Origin of the sequence: Parabacteroides johnsonii DSM 18315, assembly GCF_025151045.1 — a bacterium.
Lineage (GTDB): Bacteria > Bacteroidota > Bacteroidia > Bacteroidales > Tannerellaceae > Parabacteroides > Parabacteroides johnsonii.
Genome location: NZ_CP102285.1, coordinates 3,937,475 through 3,964,409, shown reverse-complemented (window position 1 = coordinate 3,964,409; position 26,935 = coordinate 3,937,475). Strand labels below are relative to the sequence as shown.

At 46.8% G+C, this 26,935-nt stretch carries 18 protein-coding genes; 11 read left to right on the top strand and 7 right to left on the bottom strand.

The genetic code is table 11. The features are described 5' to 3' along the window. Positions 1-106: 106 nt before the first annotated feature. From phnW to NQ564_RS16205, 3 genes are read right to left on the bottom strand one after another with little or no spacing between them, the layout of a single operon-like run. The gene (gene phnW, locus NQ564_RS16215; protein WP_039848004.1) at positions 107-1,204 is read right to left on the bottom strand and encodes a 2-aminoethylphosphonate--pyruvate transaminase; all 1,098 of its coding nucleotides are present in this window, start codon (positions 1,202-1,204) and stop codon (positions 107-109) included. A gap of 17 nt (positions 1,205-1,221) precedes the next feature. Continuing rightward, positions 1,222-2,010: a phosphonoacetaldehyde hydrolase gene (gene phnX, locus NQ564_RS16210; protein ID WP_008146960.1), complete on the bottom strand. Its 789-nt coding sequence runs from the start codon at positions 2,008-2,010 to the stop codon at positions 1,222-1,224. A 36-nt stretch (positions 2,011-2,046) separates the two neighbouring features. After that, complete coding sequence (locus NQ564_RS16205; RefSeq protein ID WP_008146958.1) at positions 2,047-3,393, bottom strand: DUF5690 family protein; 1,347 nt, start codon at positions 3,391-3,393, stop codon at positions 2,047-2,049. A 197-nt stretch (positions 3,394-3,590) separates the two neighbouring features. Between NQ564_RS16205 and NQ564_RS16200 the strand changes: the two genes are divergently transcribed. Beyond that, the gene (locus NQ564_RS16200) at positions 3,591-4,469 is read left to right on the top strand and encodes a hypothetical protein (protein WP_008146956.1); all 879 of its coding nucleotides are present in this window, start codon (positions 3,591-3,593) and stop codon (positions 4,467-4,469) included. 639 nt (positions 4,470-5,108) lie between these two features. Here NQ564_RS16200 and NQ564_RS16195 read toward each other — a convergent pair. After that, on the bottom strand, positions 5,109-7,364 hold the full coding sequence (locus NQ564_RS16195) for an inorganic phosphate transporter (RefSeq protein ID WP_008146954.1): 2,256 nt from the start codon (positions 7,362-7,364) through the stop codon (positions 5,109-5,111). 196 nt (positions 7,365-7,560) lie between these two features. On the opposite strand from NQ564_RS16195, the gene NQ564_RS16190 reads away from it, so the two are divergent. The 6 genes from NQ564_RS16190 to NQ564_RS16165 all read left to right on the top strand — a co-directional run bounded on the left by NQ564_RS16190 (position 7,561) and on the right by NQ564_RS16165 (position 19,639). Continuing rightward, a complete protein-coding gene (locus NQ564_RS16190; RefSeq protein ID WP_021861723.1) occupies positions 7,561-8,121 on the top strand; it encodes an RNA polymerase sigma-70 factor in 561 nt (186 codons plus the stop codon). Between the two features lie 171 nt (positions 8,122-8,292). Further along, a complete protein-coding gene (locus NQ564_RS16185; RefSeq protein WP_008146951.1) occupies positions 8,293-9,285 on the top strand; it encodes a FecR family protein in 993 nt (330 codons plus the stop codon). A gap of 105 nt (positions 9,286-9,390) precedes the next feature. Beyond that, positions 9,391-12,750: a SusC/RagA family TonB-linked outer membrane protein gene (locus NQ564_RS16180; RefSeq protein ID WP_008146949.1), complete on the top strand. Its 3,360-nt coding sequence runs from the start codon at positions 9,391-9,393 to the stop codon at positions 12,748-12,750. 12 nt (positions 12,751-12,762) lie between these two features. Continuing rightward, positions 12,763-14,601: a RagB/SusD family nutrient uptake outer membrane protein gene (locus NQ564_RS16175; RefSeq protein ID WP_008146948.1), complete on the top strand. Its 1,839-nt coding sequence runs from the start codon at positions 12,763-12,765 to the stop codon at positions 14,599-14,601. Positions 14,602-14,767: 166 nt separating this feature from the next. Then, the gene (locus tag NQ564_RS16170) at positions 14,768-17,770 is read left to right on the top strand and encodes an FAD-dependent oxidoreductase (protein WP_087375110.1); all 3,003 of its coding nucleotides are present in this window, start codon (positions 14,768-14,770) and stop codon (positions 17,768-17,770) included. Between the two features lie 6 nt (positions 17,771-17,776). Next, a complete protein-coding gene (locus NQ564_RS16165) occupies positions 17,777-19,639 on the top strand; it encodes an FAD-dependent oxidoreductase (protein ID WP_087375109.1) in 1,863 nt (620 codons plus the stop codon). Positions 19,640-19,735: 96 nt separating this feature from the next. On the opposite strand, the gene NQ564_RS16160 is transcribed toward NQ564_RS16165, so the two are convergent. Further along, positions 19,736-20,062: a hypothetical protein gene (locus NQ564_RS16160; protein WP_008146940.1), complete on the bottom strand. Its 327-nt coding sequence runs from the start codon at positions 20,060-20,062 to the stop codon at positions 19,736-19,738. Positions 20,063-20,255: 193 nt separating this feature from the next. After that, complete coding sequence (locus tag NQ564_RS16155) at positions 20,256-22,229, bottom strand: family 20 glycosylhydrolase (protein WP_008146939.1); 1,974 nt, start codon at positions 22,227-22,229, stop codon at positions 20,256-20,258. Between the two features lie 87 nt (positions 22,230-22,316). Between NQ564_RS16155 and NQ564_RS16150 the strand changes: the two genes are divergently transcribed. From NQ564_RS16150 to NQ564_RS16135, 4 genes are all read left to right on the top strand, one after another. Further along, positions 22,317-23,042 carry a tRNA threonylcarbamoyladenosine dehydratase gene (locus tag NQ564_RS16150; protein ID WP_008146937.1) on the top strand — a complete coding sequence of 242 codons (726 nt, stop codon included), beginning with the start codon at positions 22,317-22,319 and terminating at the stop codon, positions 23,040-23,042. A gap of 63 nt (positions 23,043-23,105) precedes the next feature. Then, positions 23,106-23,771, top strand: a complete 666-nt coding sequence (locus NQ564_RS16145) for an ABC transporter ATP-binding protein (RefSeq protein WP_008146935.1) — start codon at positions 23,106-23,108, stop codon at positions 23,769-23,771. Between the two features lie 41 nt (positions 23,772-23,812). Further along, positions 23,813-25,180, top strand: coding sequence for a sodium-dependent transporter (locus NQ564_RS16140; protein ID WP_008146934.1), 1,368 nt, complete (start codon positions 23,813-23,815; stop codon positions 25,178-25,180). A gap of 78 nt (positions 25,181-25,258) precedes the next feature. Beyond that, positions 25,259-26,029 carry a helix-hairpin-helix domain-containing protein gene (locus tag NQ564_RS16135; RefSeq protein WP_008146933.1) on the top strand — a complete coding sequence of 257 codons (771 nt, stop codon included), beginning with the start codon at positions 25,259-25,261 and terminating at the stop codon, positions 26,027-26,029. 3 nt (positions 26,030-26,032) lie between these two features. Here the strand turns inward: NQ564_RS16135 and NQ564_RS16130 are convergent, their stop codons facing one another. Further along, a complete protein-coding gene (locus NQ564_RS16130; protein ID WP_008146932.1) occupies positions 26,033-26,911 on the bottom strand; it encodes an endonuclease/exonuclease/phosphatase family protein in 879 nt (292 codons plus the stop codon). Positions 26,912-26,935: the final 24 nt, after the last annotated feature.

The following is a 26,935-nucleotide window of genomic DNA, read 5'->3' as shown; positions in this document are numbered from 1 at the left end:
ATTAATTATCAACAAAATAAATCCGCCTCCGTCTGCGTGTTCTGAGTCGTCTGCGCCCGGTAATATCAATTTGACACACCCTCATTTATAAGGATGTTAAAACTTTTTAGTAGTTTATTGATCGTATCGCCTGCAAAAGCGCCTCCATATCGTTAGGGAAGATATCACCGATGTTCCCGATACGGAATGTATCGGCGTCGGAGATTTTACCGGGATAGATGACGAAGCCTTTCGCCTTCAACTGATTGTAGAAAGCCTGGAAATCGAAGTCGGCAGAAGGATACAGAAAAGAAGTGATGATCGGGCCTTGCGAAGCATCCGGCAGCAAGGTCTTGAAACCTAACGCACGCATACCATCGACCAATGTACGGTGATTTTGCTTATAGCGTTCCGAACGGGCAGCGATACCACCTTCTTCATTCAGCTCTTTCATGGCCTGATAAAAAGCGTGCACCACATGTGTTGGCGACGTAAAACGCCATTTGCCGCCGCCTTTTTCCATCGTTTCCCACTGCGCATAGATGTCGAGTGAGAGAGAGCGGGCATTTCCTTTCGTGGCCACCAGCTTATCTTTCTTCGCAATGATAAAGCCGAAACCGGGAACCCCCTGGATACATTTGTTGGCGCTGCTGACTAAAAAGTCAATATCCAGCTTCTTCATATCAATTGGCACACCGCCGAAGCTGCTCATGGCATCTACGATAAAGGTGATGTTACGACCCTTCAGGACTTCGGCCACTTCTTCGATCGGGTTCAACAGGCCGGTAGTCGTTTCGCTGTGTACCATCGACAGATGTGTGATGCCCGGATTGGCTTCGAGGGCCTTGCGGGCCACTTCGCCGGTCACCAGTTCCGTCTCGTGCAGGGAGATCAGCACATGGTCAATATGGTAGTATTCTGCGATCTGTGCCATACGTTTGCCGTAGGCGCCGTTTGCCAGGATCAGGAGTTTGTCGGTCGGTTTCACAGCCGCACCGATGGTAGCCTCCACACAATATGTCCCGCTGCCTTGCAACAAGACATCCGTATATTCGTCCTCATCCAGTCCGGCAATAGCCAACAGACCTTTACGGATAGGGGTTACAATTCCTTCGTTATAATCTTTATCCCAGGTACACCAATCCTGAAGCATCGCTTCGCGAACTGTTTCGGATGTGCTCAAGGGACCGGGGGTAAGCAGCAGGTAGTTTCTTTTTGTATTCATGACGTTCTTATTATAAATCAATATTTACCGTTAATTTTCTCAATGCAGGCGGGAAGTTCCGTAATATTGTCCAAGACGAAATGGGCGCCGGCATTCAACAGCCGTTCACGCACTTCGCGCTTGAGTTCGATCAGTTCGTCCGGCGAACGGTGGTTGTATTCCTCTTCTGTCAGTCCCATCTCGTTGCTGCCGGTCACGATGCCGATGCTCCATACTTTGGCGTTCACTCCTTCCTTGATATCGGCAATCGTGTCACCCACCTTCACCACATTATCGACAGAAGGAATAGCCAGATCGATCATATTCTTATAGATCATATACGGGGCAGGACGTCCGGCGGGAACATCGTCCGGAGTAACCAAATTATCCACCACATAGCCTTTAGCAGCCGCATCGGGACGGACCACATCCATCATCGCCTGCGTATAGCCTGTTGTCGAACCGATCTTAATTCCTTCTTCGCGCAATAGTTTCATCGTATCCAACACACCGGGGATCGGGTCCGTAAAGTTGCGAAGAGACGAGAACAAATGCTTCTCGAAACTCCGGTACATTTCATTTACATCATCCATGTTCCAGTCACGGTTATAGCGAGCTTGGAATTTGGCTTTTACTTCCGGCATATTCAGGATTGCCTTGATATGGTCTATTTTCAACAATCCCATCGGCTCACGTGCCTGCCGGTAGGTGATATCAATCCCTTTTTCTTCGGAGAAAACTTTCAGGAAAGCATTCAAAGGGGCAAAGCAGCCGAAATCGACAGCCGTTCCGGCCCAATCCATAATCACACACGAAATCTTTTTCATAACTGATTTATTTCTTTTATTATACTGATTCGTTTATCAAGCCATCGTGATCGCGTTCCGCGGAGCCGTATCCAATTCGAGCACTGCGTTGTTTTTGGCAGCCAATCCGTTTTCCTTGCGGAAACGCTGATGCAAATATACAAAGGAACAGATGAAGGTGATACAGCAGAAGATGCCGACATATCCGGCAAACTGGTTATAAAATACCGCCCAGTCGATATGCGGGTTGCAAAATTCCTTCAACACGAGCACCAGCACTGTCCCGGTATATCCTAAAAAGTCCGTCGTCACAATAAAGAACCCTACATTCCCATGAATCTTGAAGCAGGCAATGAACCGGTCGAAGAAAACTGTCTGGAAAGTAAGATACGCGATATACAGGCAAAGACTCTGGATGAACAGCCAGACAACGGGAGAAAGCTGGAACCGTTCCTGCCCGAAAGAGATAACAGACATCACGACCATCCCCGTAATAATCAATCCGAAAAGGATGGAAAGCGCTTTCAGATTGTCCTTCACAAAGACCATCAACCCGAAAACCACCAGGATGATAAGCGTCACCACACTGTCGATCTTCGCAAAAAGCCAAGGCGAATACTTGGAAACATCGATGATATTCACTAAAAAGTCTTCTTTTATATCGCGCAGCACCACGATGGCTATATTGGCAACGAATAACATCATGAGGAAAGGCATAAAATTCTTGAACAACTCCCAACGCTGTTTCCCGTTCAGTGTTGCACGCTCCGACTTCATCGCAATATCTTCTTCGGTCGGTTGCGGCAGACGATCCAAGGCATATCCGAGCAACGCCAAAAGGGGCAGTGCAACAGCTCCGATCAGCGCAGGCATCCAGAACTCATTCACATGCAGGTTATTCATAACATACAACCCTGCCGACTTAGCCGTCCCGGAACTGATCACCATGCTGACTCCTAACAGGCTGGCAAGGATATCCGTCATCCGACGCCCTTCGATAAAACTAAAGATCACACCCCACATACAACCCAGCGACAAGCCGTTCAGGAACATAGCTGCAATATTGTAAGGAGCGGAAAGCAGACCGAAGAAAACCAACGAAAGCTCCGCCATCACGACAGACATCAGGATAAACTTCAAACGCTCTTCCCGTCTCAGTTCGGAGATCAGCTTGATCCCCATAAACTTCGAAATCACATATCCTACTATCTGGGAGATTGTAACAACCACTTTATAATCCATATCGAAAAACTCGACATCCTCAAAAGCAGCCGCCGTATAAGGCTTGCGCAGTGCATATACCAATGAGTAAGACAAAAGAGCCGCACCGCCGGCCCAGAGGATAAAAAGAAAATCGGATAACCGTTTCCGAGATGGATTTTTAGTTTGTTGTTCGTAGTTCATAACACACTGTCATTTTGTTTACGGCAGCAAAAGTAGGCGTGATATATTACAGGAATATTACTGAAGGCATGAATGTTTATTATTTATATGTATTATAAATCAATCGGTTATAAAGCAATATTTATGTAACATTCATGTAACGGAAATGCAACACGTTTGTACTTATTTTGCAATACAAAACAGTAAACAAGAACAACATGGACGACTTCCGTGAACTCTACCGGCGGATAGAATATCTGCGCAATAACGGGATAAAAATGAAGGAGATTGCCGACTGTGCCGGAATGGCTCCCAGCATCCTGTCTTCTTTGTACACGACAGTGCTTCCGGCTTATTTCGAGGAACTAAAAAACTGCCCGCACGAGGAAGCTTTGGACCATGCGATCGTGTTGGTCAACAACATATCCAAACGGCGCCTGCTGTCCATCCTACCGGAACTGTTGGAACGTTTGGACGGGATGGAACCGAACATGCAATCCGACCGGAAAGCCAACCCTTTCCTCGAACATTTGCAAGAAGAAATACAGCTTTCCACCACACGGGTGGACAACATATGCGGACTTTATACGAGTTACAGCCTTTCTTCTTCTTCGGACTGCCTGAAGATGGAACCTTTCATCATCAGCCTGTCCGAAAACAAGGAGTACATCCGCATCGGGCGGTTAAATGCTTACGGGGAGGCGCAATGGGGCATGGGAGTCACAGGTGATCCGCAGAACTTTTATTGTATGTTCAGCGAAAACCCCTCGCCTCAATTCACGCTAGTAACAATCTATCTGCAAATCCCATTTTTCCGGAATCCCCGGCAACTGCGCGGTCTATATATCGGGCTTGACTACAATCGGAACCCGGTCGCACGCCGTATCCTGCTTATCAAGGAGTCGGACTGCACGGATACGGAAGAATTTTTATCCATGAAAAGCGGCCTGATCCAAAAGGAGGATTTCACCCCCGAGCAACAGGCCTATTATGACTACACCTGTCAGACCGGCGACTATATCAAGATGTGTACGGTTCCTTCGCTTCAGATGGATGAGAGTGATCTTGTCAAAGAGAAGACAATGCTATTGTTATAGTTACTTTTGGCTTGATCCAAAAGTAACCAAAAGATCAAGGCTTAAGCTGCTTCGCTACTCCGTTCCCTCCGTTCGCTGTCGCGTCTGAAACTCGCTTCGCTCAAACAGCAGACGCTCCGGGCGCTCACTGCGGTCTCTGCGCTTAACGCTCACCAGCTTAGGCCGGAAATAGAGCCTGACGGCTCTTCGGGGATGGCCGATACCGCCTGTTTTTTGTGATCCCGCGTCAAGCGTGGGAACGGGCTTGTTCCTATGCTTGTCTCCGGGCTTGTCCCTGTATTTGCCTCCGTGTTGCCTCTGGGCTTATCCTCGCACTTGTGAGGGTGCTTCGAAACTATCCTGTTCCCACGCTTGACGCGGGATCGCAGAAGAACGGTCGGCATCGGCCATCCCAAGAGAAAGCGCAGCTTTCTACGAAAGGCCTAAGCGGATGGGCGTCAAGCGGAGGGCAAAGACGAAGCGTCCGGAGCCTGCGCTGTCTGAGCGAAGCGAGTTTCGCAGGCGACAGCGTAGTCTTTGCCCGGAGTAGCCCAGACGGTTAAGCCTTGAACTTTTGGTTACTTTTCTTTCAAGAGAAAAGTAACAGAACAATCTTGATCTTTTGGTTACTTTTGGATCAAGCCCAAAGTAACACCTCGATTATTCTTTTTGGAACTTCCGGCTCACCTTCAGCAAATTCGCCGTAAAGGATACCACATTCTGTGCTTCCTGTACCATATTCAGATAGACCATGCTGACCTTCGTGCTGCCGCTCTGTCCCTGGATACGTTTCAGTTCCTCTTTTTTCAGAAGTGTCAGTTTAGCTGTCAGGTCGACCGATTCGGCGATCAGGTCATCCATACGGTGGTAATCATTGCTTTCAATCATAGCTGAACTGCGGTTCAAGAAAGAAACGATCTCATCGGTCATCTTTCCGAAATCTTCCTTCTGTACTTCGCTGAGCGGGCTGAAATGGTTGTCGACATGCTCCTTGCCCGGTTCCGTCAGACGGCGGATACTAAACACGATCTCACTGGCAAAGTCATTTCCCTGATAATAGTACAAACCTTTATCGATCGCAATATCATGTTCCAACTGGGTAACGCCCAATGTGCCGACACGTTTGACCTGTTTCAAGTAACTCTTCTTTTCCTCGATCGCGCTCATCACCTTGCGAAGTTCACGCAGGTTCTCGTCCATAAAGCCATGAACGGAGCGGTTGAAAGCATCGGAAGCGAAGTTCAGCACATTACAAAGCTCGTCGCGGCTATGTTCGCGGAACAAGGAAAGAGCTTCGCGTTTGTCCTTTGTCTCACGCAGCTTGGAAATCGTAGAATCGACTTCTTCCTGCATCGCTTCCTTCTTCATCTTTTTCTTATACAGAATCTGGTTGCGGATCAGCATATAGATCGCCAACCCCACCATTGCCGCCATTGCCGCAATACCACCGACATGGATCAACAGAGCGACCAGAAAACAGATCGTAAAGGCTGCACCTGCCGTAATGAACCAGCCACCAATCACGGAAAGCACACCGGTGATACGGTAAACCGCACTTTCACGTCCCCAGGCACGGTCGGCCAAAGAACTACCCATCGCCACCATGAAAGCTACATAAGTCGTAGACAACGGCAACTTCAACGAAGTACCCAACGCAATCAAGAGACCGGAAAGCACGACATTCACCGAAGCACGTACCAAGTCGAAACTGGCCTTATCTGCAAGTATTATCTCATTATTATTGAAACGGCTGTCGATCCAGTCCTTCACACGCAAAGGAACCACACTCAATATCGTACTGGAAGCGTTATTGCACGTACGCACCAGGACACGTGCAACGGGCGACGTTCCGAAATTCTCATTTCCATCCGACTGTCGGGCCAGATCCACAGACGTTTTAATCACCGCCTGCGCCTTCTTCGAAGTAGCCAAGGCAACCACCATGACCAAACCGGAACCGACAAGGAAGTACCACGGGGTTTTGGCCGGTTCAAGCAACGACTCCATCAGGAAAGTATCGGTCGTAGTCGTACCACCCTGTGCCATCAGGTCCATATAAGAAGAATAGCCTGCCAACGGAACACCGATAAAGTTCACCAAGTCGTTACCGGCAAACGCCAATGCCAGAGCAAACGTACCCAATAAGATCACCACTTTAAAGACATTCACCTTCAACCAATGGAGAATCTGCATCAATACAGTGAAGAAGATAAGCGCTCCCCACACAATCGTGTCCGTATTACTATAGATCATCGTTTTGAGATCGCCTTCCATAAAAGAGCTTTCCTTCAAACCTTTGATCAGCATAAAATAAAGGATGGAAGTTGCAGCCAGACCACCGAACAGCCCGATGAAATAAGTCGCATACTTCTTATAATTGAAGGTAAAGATCAGACGGGAGATATATTGGACAATAGCCCCGAAGAAGAAAGCGATCGCCACCGAAAGGAAAATGGCAAGTATCACCGTAAAAGCCTTATCGGTGTTCAGCAGGTCGCCCAACTGGAGCGCACCGTTGGAATTGGCAATCTTGATTAATGAAATCGCAACCGTACCGCCCAACAATTCGAAAACCAGCGAAACGGTAGTCGAAGTGGGCATTCCCAGAGAGTTAAAAATATCCAGCAACACCACATCAGTGAGCATGACAGCCAGCAAAATACACATAATCTCCGAAAAGTAGAAATGTTGCGGCTGGTAAATTCCGTGCCTGGCAATGTCCATCATACCGTTGGAAAGCGAGGCACCGACAAAGATGCCGATCGCGGCAATCACCATTATGACTTTAAAAGATGCAGCTTTCGAGCCTATTGCCGAATTCATGAAATTGACCGCATCGTTACTAACTCCGACTGACAGGTCGAACACTGCCAGCACAAAGAGAAAAATGATCAGAAAGAGATAAAATGTCTCCATAATTGCTTGTTATGTATTTGGTTGCAAAGGTCTGAAACAAATATTACGCAATAATGACATAGATGTTACAAACATGTTACAAGTCGAACTATACCCCCACAGAAACAGTTGAATAAAAAAATAATGTTACCAGACTAAGGGATTTTCCTTATATTCGCGACTCTTATTATAAGAACATTGTTAATCTTGCTCACACTTGGGAGAGAATCGAGACGATATCATACAGTGGGTTTGTGAAATGGCCTTATCGGATTCACAGACCGCTCTTAAATCGCTTTACATGGCCTATTTCGGTCCACTAATGCGATTTACGGGCATGTATGTCTCATCGCCGGCAGAAGCCGAAGAGATTGTTTCCGATACCTTCTTAGCTATCTGGGACAACCGCAAGCAACTTCCCGGCATCTCCAATTTCGACTCTTACATCTATACGGTAGCCCGCCACAAAGCGATCAGCTATTATCGCAAACAGCATATGGAGCAGGTATCGCTGGACGAAATCTCCATCGACCTTTTCACCTCGACCGAAACGACTCCCGAAGAAGAACTTATCAGCCAGGAAGGAATCCACCGCCTGAACCTGGCGATCGACTCGCTGCCCGCCAAATGCAAGATGGCTTTCAAACTCGTCCGCGAAGACAAGCTCAAATATAAAGAAGTGGCTGCCATCCTCGACATCTCCGTCAAAACTCTGGAAGCACACTTGGCGAATGCCGTCCGCAAACTGCGGGAAACACTTGCTGACGATTGCATCTGAAAAGCTACACTCCGGCAGGAAATAAAAGTTCCATGCCCATGAAAATTTATTTTCCCGCCGGTGAAAATAAATTTTCACTTTATGGAAACGGGTGAAAATTTTCTATCTTTTTCTCATTTCGACTAAGGGTATTCTCATTTCCCTGCGACTATACATATAGAAACACACAGAATGGAAAACAGAATAAACCATATAATCGCACGTGTCCTGAGTGGAGAAAGTTCTTCGGATGACATTCTTTCGCTAAGCGAATGGCTGAACGAAAACGAAAAGAACCGGGATGAATTCCGACGGCTCAAGAATTATTGGGATGCGGATGTCGCTTTCAAACATTCCGTCGCCCCTACTTTCTCGGCCGACAAACTGCAACAAAAGATCAATGTACAAAAGAGGCAGACTTACCGGCGGCAATTATGGAGAAACGCCATTCCACTAATTGCCGCAGCCTGTTTGTTTTTCATTTTCTCAACAGCCTTTTCCCTTTATAATACAAAGGACCGTACATCCGAATACTACACTTTGCTGGCAGGCGAACATACCTCCAACTTCACGATGGAAGACGGAACTGTCATCACATTGAACAAGAACAGCCGCCTAAGCTATTCCGACAAATACGGAAAAGACAACCGCAACGTCAAATTGGAAGGTGAAGCTTATTTCGAAGTGGCAAAAGATTCAGGCAAGCCCTTCCAAGTAGAGATGAACGGCGCCTCTATCACCGTATTGGGCACGCACTTCAACGTGAAAGCAGATGCGGAATCCGACGATATCACAGCAACCCTTGTGGAAGGTTCCATCCGTTTCGAAGGTGCAAAACAAAATATCGTAATGACCCCGAACCAACAACTAACTTTTAGCCGATCGACAAACAAGGTTGATGTAAAACAAATAGACACCGACACTTTCACTGCTTGGAAAGACGGCCTGTTGAAATACAAATCTATTCCATTCACCAAATTGATCGAGAACTTGAAAGACATGTATCAAGTAGAAATCCGGATTGATGATGAAAGACTGGCAGATCCGTCCGTCACCGTCTCCGGAACATTTGATCAGAGACAAAGTTTTGACCAGATTTTGAAAGTAATCTCATACAGCTTACCTGTACGATGGACAAATCATGATGGAGTTTATCATATCCAATATGCAACACTAAAAAGATAATGCCTATGAGAAAACACTGATACATATAAATACTGATGCCCGCGTAAGAAGGGCCACACATGAAAGCACAACCAAATTATTAATCTATTAAATCAATACATAAGCATGAAAAATGTTTCGTATTATAGGCATCTTCATTCTGAAAGCCTAAAAAAATTAGTAGCAATCACAAAAATTACAGCGGTTTCGCTATTGACGGTTTTACCCTCCACAATGCAAGCCGAGTCATCTTATTCACAATCGGCAGTAATATCTGTCAAAGCAGAGCGGATGCTTCTCACAGACTTGTTTTCACAGATAGAAAAACAAAGCGAATTCTTATTCTTCTATGTAGACAAAGATGTCGCAAACATCAAAGTCAACGTAAAAGCCAACAGCAATCAAATTGATGAAGTCTTGACACAAGCATTAGCCGGAACAGGACTGACATACACCATCAATGACCGGAATATTAACATTATGCGAAAAACATATGCCCGGCAACAACAGACTAAGCAAATCAAAGGGAAAGTCCTTGACAGCAACGGTGACCCAATCATCGGGGCCAACGTGGTGGAAAAAGGAACTACTAACGGGTCTATCACTGATATTGAAGGACTCTTCAATATCAGTGTAGCACCTGGTGCTACACTTTCGATTTCCTATATCGGATACAAACCTGTCGAAATAAAAATTAATTCACAGAACTCATATAACATTACACTCGAAGAAGATTCTGAAGCTTTGGATGAAGTCGTAGTAATTGGCTACGGTACAGCTCGAAAAATTGATTTGACCGGATCAACCGCTTCATTGGGAGGAGACAAGTTACAAATGAAGAATACACCACAACTCGCTAATCAGTTGCAAGGGCAAATGGCAGGTGTACAAGTCACACGTTCAAGTGGTGATCCAAACTCTGGAGCGACTATTCGCGTACGCGGTGTTACCACACTATCAACCAATGACCCATTAGTAATTATCGACGGAGTACCCGGAACACTCGGAGACATCGCACCCGAAGATGTAAAAGATATTCAAGTACTGAAAGATGCAGCCTCTGCAGCCATCTATGGTTCACGCGCTGCCGCAGGTGTTATCCTTGTCACCACAAAACGCGCCCGAAACAAAGAATTCCATCTCTCCTACAATATGGAATACGGCATCGACGCAGCAACTACAAAACCGAAATTTGCAAATGCAGTCCAATGGATGAAAGGATACAATGAATTGGCCTATAACGATGGAGCCTCTTCACTCAATTCTGCTTACTCTGAAGATCTGATCAATAATTATGCACAATTAAGGGCTGAAAATCCAGATCTTTATCCCGATACCGATTTTATGGGATTGGGTTTGAATAATACCACCCACCACCAACGACATTCTCTTTCACTTAGTGGAGGAACAGAAAAGCTAAAAACAAATTTCAGCCTCAACTACTATGAGTCGGAAGCGCTGTACGACAACAAAGATTATGAACGCTTCAATGTCCGTTCAAATAACGACTACACCATCAATAATTGGATTCATGCGAACGTAGATGTAAATTTGCTTTATTCAAAACAAAATTCTCCACATAATGGGGCTGGCGGCAGTATTATGAAAGACCTCATGTTTAGTTCGCCTCTTTATAATGCTTATTGGGCCGATGGACGTTATGCCGATGGAAAAGATGGTGACAATCCTATTGCTTATCATAATCTGAGTGGGAATAATAGAGGAGAATATTATCGTGTCGGCGGTAAACTTCAATTAGACCTTACCCCAATAAAAGACTTGACACTAACAGCTGTCGCATCACCACGATATACATTCGATAAAAAGAAAGACCATAAAATGGCATACGATGTGTATCGTATATCTGGTGATCCAATCTCCGGAGGAGGTTATTCCACAACAAGCTTGAGCGAAACACGTGACGACACCTATAGCTTGACCATGCAATTCTATGCTAATTACAAATTCCAAATCCAACGGCACTCCATAGGATTAATGGCTGGTTACGAAGATTATACCTATAAATGGGAAAATGAAGGTGCTTCCCGTACAAACTTTACATTGGATAATTTCCCTTATTTGGATTTGGGTCCAGAAGACTATCAATTCAATAGTGGAAAAGCAGGACACAATTCTTACCGCTCGATTTTCGGACGTATCATGTATTCTTGGGCTGACCGCTATATGTTGCAAGCCAACATCCGTTCTGATGGTTCATCACGTTTTGCTGAAGGACACCGCTGGGGAACATTTCCTTCTGTTAGTGCTGGTTGGATGATTTCTGAAGAACCTTGGTTTAATAAAAGCGTAATCGATTATTTAAAGCTCCGTGGTTCTATCGGTCAATTGGGTAATGAACGAATTGGTTCTGAGTTTCCTTATCAGGCAAAACTTACCTTTGGAACAGGTTTTATACCCAACGCCTCTACAGGTATAGCTGATGTGGTACAAACGGCTTATCAGACAGACTATGCTTTCAATAACTTGACTTGGGAAACAACAACGACTTATGGAATTGGAGCAGATATAACATTATTAAACAATCGTTTAAAAGCTTCAGCTGATTATTATTACAAAAAAACAGTCGATATGTTGATGGAAGTCGGCTTTCCCTCTTATTTTGGCTATAATGCACCGCAAAACAATGCAGCAGACATGAATACCAAGGGTTGGGATTTGGAACTTTCATGGAGTGACCAAATCAATGACTTTCGGTATGGCGTCAACTTCAACCTCTCTGACTACCGATCTAAAATGGGATATATGGCAGATCGTCAAAAAATAGACGGAAATAAGATTACAGAAGAAGGTTCCCATTATCAAGAATGGTATGGTTACAAAAACATGGGTATCATCCTAAATGAAGAGGCCATGTATGATAAAAACGGTGATAAAATTCCTGTTTTAACAAACAATGATGGCCCCGGTAATATTCGTTATCAAGATATCAACGGAGATGGTATAATCACAGCCTCCGAAGACCGTGTGTATTTAGGTAATTCTTTACCGGAATTACAATATGGAGGATCCATTTGGGCAGAATGGAAAGGTTTTGACTTCAATCTGGCATTCCAAGGAATCGGCCGTCAACTCAAATATTGGTCATGGGCTGTAAGACCATTCCAATATCAATCATACTCTTGTCCATTAAATTTATTCGAAAGTCATTGGAGTCCAACAGCTACAGATGCTGAAAACGCAACAGCTAAATATCCCAAATTTACGACTAATGACACGAATATTTATGCAAACAGCGACTTTTATCTCTTCAATGGGGGTTACATGCGTATCAAAAATATTACATTAGGATACACGATACCTTCAAACATTACGAAAAAATTCTTTGTCAATAAGTTAAGAGTTTATTTCAGTGCCAATGATTTGCCGGCATTTTCAAAATATCCTAATGGATATGATCCCGAATGGGACCGCAGCGGTGACTTAATTATGTCATCTTATATCTTTGGTTTGAATGTTTCATTTTAATCAGTAAATCTTATGAACAAAATAAATAAATATCTATTCAGCGGAATAATAGCAGTAAGTATGACAGCTTGCGCAGATCTCGACCTAAACCCTCTATCGGAAGGTTCGAGTGAAAATTGGTATCACGATGAAACCGAAATAGAAATGGCGATCAACGATTGGTGGCGACCAGACTTTTTCCCTATTGATGGAATTGAATGGGATGATGATATGCTTCACCGCGATGGTTCCAATGATGTCACAATAGGAACAATAACCTCTCAATGGGGAACAGCAGCAACCCGTTGGAATTCTCTATATAAGGCTGTTGCACGTGCAACTAAAGTCATCCAAGCGTTAGACAACGGCACAGCTGATGGAATAAACGAGGAAAAAACCAATCAATATAAAGGAGAAGCCTATTTCATGTTAGGTTTTGCTTACGGAGAATTGGCAACTTATTATGGAGATTGCGTATTAAACAAAGGCATGACGCTGGAAGAAGCATACGAAGCTGTACGCACCCCCAAAAAAGAAGTGATGGCTTATGCTTATGAATGTTTGGACAAAGCAATAGAACTACTACCCGATTCTCATACCGGACAACAAAGACCTACAAAAGGCGTCGCTCTCGGAATCAAAGCACGCTTCGCTCTCTATCATGAAGATTGGGAAACAGCGGCCCAAGCTGCCGAACAATGTATGAATTCCAAGGTTTATAAATTACATGATAATTACGGTGAATTATTCAAAGCTGACAGTTCTCCTGAATTGATGTTCTACTTCAAAGGAGATCTGACTTTAAAAAAAGGCTATGGCCTTTTTGATAATGTATACAATTATGTAATTCGTAAAATCGGTGGAGCTTGTAACCGCAGCCCGTCACTGGAATTGTTCTGCTCTTACACCTGTACAGATGGCCTTCCAATCAACAAATCGCCACTCTACAATCCGAAAGATCCGTTTGCAAACCGCGATCCACGTTTAGCTATGACGATACAGCCGTTCAAAACAAAATATTCTACAGATTATGCAGAATATGAACAATCAAAAATCGACGGAACTTTTCCTGAAAAATATCCAGAGTATATCATATTAGGTTATGAATATAATCCTAATCCTTATGCAACTAAAGTATATGAAGTTTCTTCCGGGAAAATGGTTCTTAGCAACGATTCTAAAGCTACCAATCAACATGCTGCTTATAATGGACTTGCTATGCGCAAATTTGTAAAAGATAATTGGAAAGACTATAAAATGTATGGTAACAAAGCTGATAACTGTTACCCCTATTTGCGCTATGCTGAGATATTAATGACTTACGCAGAAGCAAAGAATGAAATGGGGCAATGTACACAAGAAGACTTAGACAAAAGTATCAATCTAGTTCGCGAACGAGCCTATAAAGGTTCAGGTATTGCCTATCCACGAGTAGAAGTAGCCTCACAAGAAGCATTACGTAAGATAATCCGTATGGAACGTCGTTCTGAATTTGCTTTTGAAGGGCTTCGCTATCGTGATTTACTACGTTGGAGAATTGCTGAAAAATCACATAATAAATCAATGTACTATCTATCACGTGCTTGGTCAGGATCTTCAGAATGGAACGGTTTAACTGGAAGTGAATCCAATTTACAATTATCTTCTGATTTCATGACTATTTTAAAAAACTGGGATGATGGAAACTTTCCTATTGGAGGTATACCTACAATTGATGAAGACGGATTACCGGATATTTCACCAATGGAAACAGCTGGATATATCACCACTTTCTATAAAATGTCATTTGATCCTAAGAAAAACTATTTATGGCCGATTCCTGCCGATGATATTTTAGTTAATGATAAAATAACTCAAAATCCAGGTTATTAATAAAGAACTCTGAATTTTAATATTTCTGTTTGTATACCTCGGTTGTAACATCTATCTTTACATAAAGATTAATTATTTGATGAACAACCGGGGTATATATGAAAACAATTAATCTGAAAAATAAATCATTCATCTTCTTTCATTTTAATTCTTAAATAATAAAACCATGATTACACGTAGAGATTTTTTTAAAATAGCAGCAGCAAGTGGAGCTTTAGCTTCTGTCGGACAAATTGTAGAAGCAAAGTCAACAATACAATCAGCCGTTCCCGACGAAGGGTTCTGCCATGAAGGGGCGCGTAAGATTCCGGTGATTGCAGAGGTAGACCTTGTGGTCGCGGGCGGAAGTTCGCGGGCAATTGCCGCAGCTGCTGCCGCAGCGAAAGCAGGTAGCCGGGTTTATTTAGTTGGCTACATGCCTTATTTGGGTGAAGACATCTGCGGCTCACATCTCTACGAACGGGAAGCAGGAGAAAAATTGCAGACAGCACTTGCACGCAAGCTCTTTCCGGGGAAAAATTTCCCGACCCCGCTGCATATAAAGAAAACATTGGAAGATGAATTGATTGACAACAATGTCCAATTCCTTTACAGCAGTTATGTAACGAATGTGCTGACGGACCCGTCCGGAAAACCTGCGGGAGTCGTGATCGCGAACCGTTCGGGCAGACAAGCCATCCGTTGTAAAGCGATTATCGATGCGACACACAATGCTTCCGTTGCAGGACTATCAGGAGCGGAACGTAAACCTTTTACCGCAGGTACGCAGGAATTCTGCTATACCGTAGTAGGAAATACCAAAAAAGAAGCACCGGAAATTATCCTGGCCGAAGAATTATCCCAACCCATCAAGGTTGGCGAGAAAAGCTATCCGGTCACCCGCTATACATTCCGTTTACCGCTCAAAGACGACTCGTATGCATCACTGGCCGAGGCCGAACAGATCATCCGCAGCCGGACATGGGATATCGAGCAGGTCGATAGCTCGGATCTGCTCTGGTATATTCCGAAACAAACGATTGACAGCGAAAAAGCATATAACGGAAATCCGGTTTCCTTGCGCAAGCTACCGATGCAAGCGTTTAAATCAAAGAATATAGCAAACCTATGGGTACTCGGACCCTGTGCCGAAATACCAAGAGAACTGGCAACCCAAGTGATGCGTCCCGTTCCGGCTTTATTCATAGGAGAGATGATGGGAGAAACGGTTGCCAGACAGATAAAGGATATACCCGTACCGGCTCAAGCCACTGTCCGTCAACTCAAAGTAAATGCTTCGAACTACGGACAAACAGGCGAACTGCTCTCCCCGCTCCGTCCGTCTCTGCAAAAGGGATTCGTCGACTCTCCGTCAGGTGCACTCCCGATTTTAGGTAGCTACGACGTAGTTGTGATGGGAGGCGGTACAGCAGGTGCTTCCGCCGGGATATCCGCAGCCAAACAGGGAGCCAACACATTGGTATTGGAATACCTGCACGGGCTTGGCGGATTAAGCACGCTGGGTATGATCGGAGTCTATTGGGACGGGTTCCGGGGCGGATATACCGCTCATATAGATAAGAGTGTCCTGGCAATGGCACCCAAAGACCATCCAAGACAACCCAAAGGGGAAGGCCGCTTCCCCGCCGACTGGAAGATGGAATGGCATCGTAAAGAGCTGCTACAGGCAGGAGGCAAACTCTGGTTCGGCGTGATGGGATGCGGGGCTTTGACAGAAGGGAACCAGGTAAAAGGAGTCGTTGTCGCCACTCCCTTCGGGCGGGGTGTCATCCTATCCAAAATATTGATAGACAGTACAGGAAGTGCAGACATAGCTATTGCAGCCGGTGCATCATTCGATTATACAGGCAAAAAAACAATCGCCGTACAAGGTGCGGGAACCGGCAAATGGGCACCGGGTGACTATTATAACAATAACGATTGGCTATTCGTTGACGATACGGATATACTGGATGTCTCACGCGCTTTCGTACAAGCCAAAACAAAACTGCAAGGACAATACGATCTGGTCAAAATCCCCCAGACACGCGAACGCCGGCGGGTGATCGGAGACTACATCATCTCGGTATACGACGTGATAAACCATCGCCGCTATCCCGACACGATTTCTTATCACAAAAGCTCGTTCGATACACATGGCATGATCATAGACCCTCTCTTTATCCTGAACCCGCCGGAAAAACGGCATATGATCTATGACGCAGATGTTCCACTACGCAGTCTTCTGCCTAAAGGATTGGAAGGGATTCTGACAACCGGTCTGGGAGCAAGTGCTCACCGGGATGCCATGCCGGTGATTCGTATGCAGCCCTGCCTGCAAAACCAGGGATATGCAGTCGGCTACCTCTCCGCCCTATGTGTCAAAGAAAATAAATCTCCGCGCAAGATAGATATCAAAAAGGTGCAGCGTCACCTGGTCGAGATCGGGAATCTGCCGCAACGGGTGCTGACGGATAAGGAGTTTAAAGGGTTCAGTAATTCCGAGATGAAGAAGGCCATCACCAGTGTGACGGATAATTATAAAGGGCTCGAAATACTGTTGACCGATCCCGAACGTTGTATACAGCTCGCCGGCAAACAAATCGCCGGAGCCACTATGCCGGAAGAGAGGGTAATCCTCGCCAGCATCCTCTGTATTTTAGGACAAGGGAAACACGCTCCGGTACTGGCTGAAGCCATCCGCCAATATAAAGATTGGGACGAGGGCTGGCACTACACCGGGATGGGACAATTCGGGATGTGCCTCAGCCGCTTGGATGCCCTTATCACCGCGTTGGGAAACTCTCGCGAAACATCCGTACTGCCCACCGTACTGGAAAAGGCAAAGAAGTTGGAACCGGAAGACTATCTTTCCCATTTCCGTGCCATCGCTATGGCTACGGAAGCAATAGGCAGCCGAGAAGCGGTTCCCCAACTGGCAACCATGCTGACGACACCGGGGGTACGGGGGCATTCGATCCTTTCCTACACCGAAGCGCGCAGCAAAGCCGTTCCCGACCTCAACGACACATCCACCCGTAACCTCGCGTTGAAGGAATTGCATTTGGCAAGAGCCCTTTACCTATGCGGCGACCAAGACGGTATCGGGGAAGAAGTACTCCGCCGGTATGCCGACGGCCTGCAAGGCCACTATGCCCGTTACGCACAAGAAATATTAAACTGTAAATAGCATTTTATGAGAAAGAAAACACTTGTACTCTCCCTCCTTTTAGCCTGTGCGACCGCTTTCGGCCAATCGTCCTACGACCTGGTGATCGTCGGAGGGAATCCCGGAGGGATCATGGCAGCCATCTCTGCCGCCCGGATGGGGAAAAAATCGGTGATACTCGAACGAACCCGCTATGTCGGCGGACTGCCCGCCAACGGACTCGGAGCAACTGACATCGCCACCCGTGCCGCAACGACCGGTCTGTTCCGTGAGTTTGTAGACGCGGTGAAGCAACACTATATCGATACCTACGGTCCTGCTTCCGAGCAGGTGAAAGTATGCAGTGACGGTTACCACTTCGAACCCTCCGTCGGAGCACGCATCTTCCAGAAGATGCTCGACGGACAGAAGGACAAGATCACGGTCCTGACCATGCGTCAGTTCGATGCCGAAGATGAAAACATAGTTATGCGCGATAACCGCATCGAAAAGATCCGCATCCTGAACCGGGAAACCGGAGAGATGGAGGAATACACCGGTTCGGTATTCCTGGATGCCACCTACGAAGGTGACCTCGGAGCCGCCGCCGGCGTTCCTTTCCGTGTAGGGCGCGAAGGGAAAGACGAGTTCGGCGAACCTGGAGCCGGACGCGTCTACAAATATTGGGGCGGTCCGGAAGGGGACGGCAGCACGTTCAAGAAAGACAATGCCGTGCAGTCCTACAATTACCGCCTCTGTCTGACCAACAATCCGGCGAACCGCGTGGCCTTCACCAAGCCGGCCCGTTACAACCGCGAAGACTATGCCTCCATCGTGGAGGATGTCTGGACCGGACGCAACACGGATGCCGCCATGCAACGCGTGACACCCGAAATGATGGAAGAGAACCGGAAGCATATCAAGGCCGGCAACCCATCCAAACTTCCGGGTGACAAATGGGGGATCGCCAAGATCACCAACATCGTCCATGTCCCGAACATGAAGACGGACGCCAATAACCAGCACGGCGTGTTCGTCTCCACCGACCTGCCTGAGGAAAACTGGCCTTGGCCCACTTCTTCGTGGGAATGGCGTGACAAGTTCGCCCAACGTCTGCGCGAATACACCGAAGGTCTTTTCTGGTTCGCCCAAAACGATCCCGAACTGCCCGCCCACTTCCGCAAAGCGGCAAAAGAATGGGGCCTTTCGAAAGACGAATATGCGGACAACGGACATTTCCCACGCCAGGTCTACGTCCGTGAGGGCCGTCGTTTCGAAGGCGCCTATTTCTTTACCGCCAACGATGCCATTCCGGTAACGATCGGCAGCCGCCCGCCCATCCACGAAAGCAGCATAACGGCCAGCCATTATGCGCTGGATTCGCATGCGGTGCGGAAAAGAGAAAAAGGAAGGGTGCATCTGGACGGCTTCCTGAGTTATCCGTCGGCGGTATATACAGTCCCCTATGGCGTGATGGTTCCGAAAGAGGTGGACAACCTTCTGTTGCCCGTCCCGGTTTCGGGTTCGCACATCGGATTTTCCACCCTGCGCATGGAGCCTTGCTGGATGGCGATGGGACAGGCCGCCGGTATCGCCTCTGCCCTTTCGATCGACGGGAAGGTGAAGGTGCAGAATATCGACCTCTCCCGCCTACAGGACAAACTGATCGACCAGAAAGCGACGCTTATGTATTTCAAGGATGTGGATTACACGAGTCCTCACTTCCGCATGGTGCAGTATTTGGGACTGCGCGGCTACCTTCCCGAATGGACTGCACGTTTGCAGGAGCCGGTGGATGCAACGACTCTGGCCGCCTGGAAAAAGTTGAGCAGAACGGACCTGCCGGGCATAGAAGCCGGGAAAACGACAAGATTAGCGACTTTGGAAATGATTTATCAGAAAATAAAATAATCTAAAAGGAAGTGTGTTAAAATCATCTTTTTCTTGATAGAAAAACAGATAGATCTCGACACACTTCCTTCCAATATAATCATCCAATATAATTTCTTACTCAATCACTTCTCCGCGACCATTCATTAACACAAACTCCTCGCTCCGATCCGGATTACAAATCTCGATCTTATAAGTTTCACTTCCGGGATGCCCCATCATGTAAGCACCTTCAAAAGTACAACCCTCATAAGAGGAAGAGGTTCCCATTGTCCGTAATACGGCATGCGGAAGGTTTTGTATATCTATTTTCCTGAATCCGTCAGGAGTAGCCTGTTCGAAAGATGAGTATACCGCAGCTTGTCTACATTTCACATCCTGAGATGCAAATACCACCACACATGCAACAACTGTAACGACTAATGCTAAAACAATCTTTTTCATAACCTTACATCTTAAAAACCTAAATCTAACAATCTTCTTATAACCTAAACTTCATTACATCAACATAAATACAAATGCCATGCCAAACCGATAAAAGCGCTTATAAAGCGGGAAATCACCCCATAAAACAACGGGGCGTGTAGAAAAAATCCACACGCCCCGTCTATCATTCCACAATTATCGTCTGTCAAGCCTACATCTCCGGCTTGCAATAGTTCAACACTTCCACATTACGGATCGAACTCTTGAAATCCCCCGCTTTTTCCAATGGGAACACTAATGTGCGGACATATCGCATCGAATCTTTCCCTCCATTGAAGTAACGTTTTTGGATATCCAGGTCTTCTTTCAGTTTGCCATCGATGTAAAGACGCGTAGATTTCTCATCTCCGGTGATGGTTACCGATGCAGTCTCTTCAGGATAAAACTGGTAATTGAAGGTATTCAGATAGCCATCCCGGATAAATCCCAACTTTCCGGAAGCCGGATCGGACAGATAAAAGACGGCATCAGGCGAACGGAACAACTCGGTGCCCTTTTCTTCCGCCTCCGCTTTGATATCGAAAGAGACAGTATAATGATAACCGATCTCTTTCAATCCCGTTTCCATTCCCGGCTTCAAGGTTTCGAGGTTGTAGACGGCACGCGGCTTCGTACCGACACGTCCGGCCACGTTCACCCCTGGAGCTTCGCTGATCGCCGTCCTCGCACTGTTGAATTCTTCATACGGAACAGCACAATCCTTCCCTGTCCACATTTTGACTGCTAACGTCTGCATGGCGGGAAACACACGGTAATGAATATCCTTCGTACTGATACCGTTGCCCGCGTGGTCGTTCCAGACAGCAAACATTCCCCCTTTGATCTGTTTATGCTTTTCAGGGAACACCTCTTTCCCAATGTGGGCAGGTGTCCATTCCTTATAAAGCATTTCCGTATTCAGGTAATCATAATAATAGCCTGCCGCAGGAACGATATATAGATACCCGTCAGGAATACTGATCAGATCATAGCCTTGTTTGATCATTTCTTTCGGATCGGCATACCCGTTATACCAGGCACTCATCAACACATTCTTCGATTTGACAGGCGTCTCACCCTTCGCGTGCGTCAAAGCTCCCCAGACACAAGCCTGCTTGCCGAAACCTTCCACGAAACGGATATAATGATCGGTGAAAGCACGGAATTTCTCCACCACATCCTGTTTCTTATTGGAATACTCATCCGTACCGATATGGACACGCTTACCGGCAAAGACAGGATTACGTCCTTCCAGGTACTCGCGGAAAAGAGCATCCACGAACTCATAGGTTTCAGGCTTGAACAGGTCGAGATGGTCCATGCCGTATTCTTCACTGCCTATCTCCGGCTTGTATTGTGTAAGCGCAAGCGAATGTGCCGGGACATCTATCTCCGGGATGATCTCGACACCCAGGCTGTCGGCGAGTTGCTGAAGGGCGATAAACTCCTTTTTTGTATAATAACCGTCACGGGCAGTCAGTCCGGGGTAAGTTTCGCATTCGAGACGGAAAGCCGAATAGGTCTTGCTCCAATCATGATTATAATACTGCTTGAAAGCATTATCGTTCAAATGAATTTGGAATGTATTCATCTTATAGTAAGCCATCATCTTCACATAATCGCGCAACATGCTCATCGGAATAAACTTACGCCCGCAATCCATCATAAAACCACGAATCGCATAATCGGGATAATCGCGGGCCGTCCCTTTCGGTAAAGCCTGGTTTCCCTGCTGTTCGGTCAGTTGTAGCAACGTACGGGTAGCCCAATACAGTCCTTTGCTCTTGGGAGCGGTAACAGTAACACGATCGGTAATCTTCATCGTGTAGCCTTCCTCTCCCAACCGGCTGTCGGACGAAAGGGAGAAAACAAAATCGCCAGCAGCCGCACGGCCTTGCACCACCATCATCCGGCGGCCGAACATTAACGCGTAGTCGTCGGCAAACTGATTGGCTACACGGACAACGGACGGATCTTTTCCGGTATACACGATCCGGGATGTCGCTGTAGGGGTGAACATTCCCTGGCTACCTCTCCACTCCTGCAATTCAGGGATGACGAACGGTTTCTTGTTATTTGCGGCGTCTGCCTTTCCAGGCAATAACAATAAAGCTGCCGAAAGCAGCCAATAGAGTTGTATCTTCATAGGTATTTGAATTAAAATGTGACAAAGATATATAAAAAAACGGGCGTTTCTGATTGATTTATTACTTTTGCACCTAAAATCATTTTAATGAGTTACAATTGGAACACACGGACGGAACTTTTGTTAGGCGCCGACCGGATGGAGAGACTGGCACATAGCCATGTGCTGGTAGTAGGATTAGGAGGTGTGGGAGCATACGCTGCCGAACAGATATGCCGGGCCGGAATCGGCCACATGACAATCGTAGACGCCGATACGGTAAACGAAAGTAATATCAACCGTCAACTGCCGGCGTTACATTCGACATTAGGGATGCCGAAAGTCGAAGTCGTAGCCCGTCGCCTGTTAGATATCAATCCCCGTCTGAAACTAAATGTCCTGAACGAGTTCTTGCGCGACGAACGGACAGAAGAGGTGCTTTCTGCAACCCGGTATGATTTTGTCGTCGACGCGATCGATTCCCTCAGTCCGAAAGTATTCCTTTTGTATCACGCTTATAAGAAAAATATTCCCGTCGTTTCCTCGATGGGTGCAGGAGCCAAGATGGACCCGTCACAGGTCAGGATCTCGGATATATCGAAGACCTGCAACTGCGGCCTGGCGAAAGCCGTACGTAAACGGCTGCGCGGGTTAGGTATAAACAGAGGTATTCCGGTTGTCTTCTCCACAGAAATCGCCAATCCGGATGCCATCATAGAGGTAGAGGGCGAGCAATGTAAACGGACAACAACCGGAACCGTTTCCTATATGCCGGCGATATTCGGATGCCATTTGGCCTCATATGTTATTAACCAGTTGAAAGTTGAAAGTTGAAAATGAAAAGTTATTCTTTTCCTTATACAACTTTCAACTTTCAACTTTCAACTTTCAATTGATATGATACAAACAGAAGGAATAACCAAAAGCTTCGGCTCCCTGCAAGTATTGAAAGGAATCGACCTGACGATAGGTGAGGGTGAGATCGTAGCGATTGTCGGTCCGAGCGGGGCAGGAAAAACAACCCTGCTTCAGATCATCGGGACACTCGATGCTCCGGACAGCGGTAAATTATATATAAACGGGACCGAAACCGTCCGCCTTTCGGAAGAGAAACTGGCAGCATTCCGCAACCGGAACATCGGTTTCGTTTTCCAGTTCCATCAGCTTCTTCCGGAGTTCACAGCTTTGGAGAACGTGATGATCCCCGCATTGATCGCCCGTGAAAAACCGGCTGCGGCGGAGAAGAGAGCGAAGGAGATCCTCGACTTCATGAATCTGGCCGACCGGATGTCTCACAAACCGAACGAATTGTCGGGGGGAGAGAAACAGCGCGTAGCCGTTGCCCGCGCCCTTATCAACAACCCGTCCGTCATCCTTGCAGACGAACCGTCGGGAAGCCTGGATACCAAAAACAAGGAAGAACTGCACAAGCTCTTCTTCGACCTGCGCGACCAAATGCACCAGACATTCGTGATCGTCACGCACGACGAGCAGTTGGCAACCGATACGGACCGCGTGATCCATATCAAAGACGGAACGGTTCAATTGACAATTGACAATTGATAATTGACAATCATTTTTAATTCTTAATTTTTAATTCAAATATGGTGGACAACAGAGTCACATTCGGTAGTAAACTCGGAGTTATCCTGGCTACCGTCGGATGCGCCGTAGGGCTGGGAAGTATCTGGCGTTTTCCCTATATGTTAGGAACAAACGGTGGTGCCGCATTCTTGCTTATCTATATTCTTTTCATGATATTTTTAGGAATTCTGGTGATGGTAACCGAGTTCTTCATCGGCCGGTACTCCCGCAGCAACACAGTCGGTTCATTCAAGAAAATGGCTCCCGGGACGAAATGGTGCTGGATCGGATACAATGGTATTTTAGCCGCTTTCCTGATCCTTGGTTTCTATGCGGTCGTTTCCGGCTGGACACTCGAATACGTCTGGCAGACGGTGAACGGCAGCCTCTACAGTACTCCAGGAGTGGATTTTACCGCCGATTTCGACAACTTCTCTTCGAATGCGCTCCGGCCGATCTTCTGGACAGCTGTGTTTATCGGGCTGACGCATTTCGTAATTGCTTCGGGTGTGGAAAAAGGGATCGAACGGGCTTCCAAGATCATGATGCCGCTCCTGTTCTTAATCCTGGTCGTGATGTGTATACGCTCCGTCACGCTGCCAAATGCAGAAGCGGGACTGGTGTACCTATTCAAACCGGATTTCAGCAAGCTGACTTCATCCGTTGTGCTGAGTGCCGTCGGGCAAGCGTTCTTTTCACTAAGTCTCGGCATGGGTTGCCTTATCACCTACTCTTCTTATTTCGGAAAAGACACCAATATGTTGGCGACGGCCTGGCAGGTGACGATCATCAATACTTTCGTAGCAGTCCTGGCAGGGATCATGATCTTCCCGGCTGTCTTCAGCTTCGGGATTGCCCCGTCGGCAGGTGCCCAACTGGTATTCATCACTTTACCCAACGTATTCGAACAATTACCATTCAGCAGCTTGTGGTCGCTTATTTTCTATATCCTGCTGGCGATGGCGGCCCTGACTTCCACCATCTCCCTGCATGAAGTGGTGACCGCCTATATCCATGAAGAGTTCCATATGACACGTAAGAAAGCGGCTTGGCTCGTTTCGGTCGGTGTATTCATCTTAGGCGTCCTCAGTTCACTCTCGTTCGGGTTATTGAAAGAGCTCACGATAGGCGGACTGATCTTTTTCGATGCGTTGGATTACCTGACGGCCAAGATCATGCTGCCGCTAGGAGGAATGCTGACCTGCATCTTTGTCGGGATACGTGTCGACAAGAAGATCCTGAAAGCCGAGTTGACCAACGAGGGGACAATCAAGTTCCGCCTCTTTTCCATTTATGTCTTCTTCATGAAATACGTCTCCCCGATCGCTATCGGCATCGTATTTCTGAACGAACTCGGCCTACTCAGCCAGTTGAAGAAACTATTTTAAAATAAACCTGTAAGTTCCTTGCATATCGGCAGGGAACTTATACCTTTGTAAAATAGTATCCATTTTAAACCTTTCACTATGAACTGGCGCGACCTTCTCTATTTCTCCAAAGGCGAACGGAGAGCCCTAACTTTACTCCTTTGTCTCGTCACTATTTCCTGGATTTTATTGCTTTGGACAGACACGAAACGAATGCCTATCGAATCGCAGACGGATGCCCATCGAACGGAAAACCAACAAGCATCGGGCGAAAGACGGATCATCACCGGAAAAAACACATCCGAAAAGGAAACCAGTTCCATCCGGAAGGAATCCGTACCTCATCCGAATAAAACTAAAAACGCCCTTACTGATAAAAATGCTATCCTTATAGATAACGCCCCCTACTCTACAAGCAAGAAACGGAAAGGATATACCCCATACACCCAAACAGAAAAGTACGCACCGGGAACCCTCGTCGAACTCAACACCGCCGACACCACAATCCTGAAAAAAGTCCCCGGCATCGGCAGCACTTTCGCTCGGAGAATCATAAAATACAGGGAACTCTTAGGCGGCTTCTACGATGTCAGCCAGTTGGCGGAAGTGTACGGGATCGACGAGGAACGCTACCAAGCCCTCGTCCCCTGGTTTATTGCCGACACGCTCCATATACGCAGGTTAGAGGTCAACGCATTGTCTGCCGCCACCCTCCGCAAACACCCTTACCTCGATTACCGACAAGCGAAAGCGATCGAACAGCTCCGGAAACAAAAAAGCAGGCTCTCCGGGTGGGAGAACCTGCAATTGATAGAAGAATTTACAGATACGGACAAGAAACGGCTCACACCATACCTGTCATTTAAGTAAACTTTAAAACGCGACTTGTATCATTACGGGGAAATGATCCGACGGGAAACGACCGTACTGCATATCGTTGAGAACAGCATACTTCTTCACCTTCGTTCCCTTTGTCACCCAGATATAATCGATGCGGTTCTTCATCTCGGAATCCGTCTTGAAGCTGTTGTAAGTGCCTTCCGTACCATAGTGCGGCTGCTCACTCAGACCATACGAGTCCAGCAGCAGGCCGTCGGAAGCCAGCGTCACCATCGGCTCGTCGGTCGGGACAGCATTGAAGTCTCCTGTCGCAAAGACCGTCGCATCCGTTCCGGCAATCTGCTTGATACGGGCAATCAACAGTTTGGAGGACTCCCGACGTGCCACCTTCCCCTGATGGTCGTAATGGGAATTGAAGAAATAGAATACTTTACCGCTCTCCTTATCACGAAACTTACCCCAGGAGCAGATACGGTTACAACAAGTAGCATCCCAGCCCTTGCCTGGAACATCCGGTGTCTCGGAAAACCAGAAGTTCCCCTTGTCCAGCAAATCAAAACGACCGGTCTTATAGAAGATAGCGGAGTGTTCGCCCGCATCCTCCCCGTCATCACGTCCGGCACCGATATAGGCATAGCCCTCCAGTTCGGCAACCCCGTCCAGCATATGCTTGAACCCTTCCTGTGTCCCGAAGATATCGAAATCGTGGAAACGGATCAGTCCTTTCACCATCTCCTTGCGGTTCGGCCAGGCATTTACGCCATCCTTCTCCGTATCCATACGAAGGTTAAAAGTCGCCACGTTCAGTTCGCTCTTCCCGTCTGTAGCCGGGCGGGATTCTTTCATGGCCCATGACTGAAGCAAAGCTGCCAGCAAGAGGACCGAAGCAAATACACTTATCGTCTTTTTCATATCCTTATCATTTATTGATTAAAC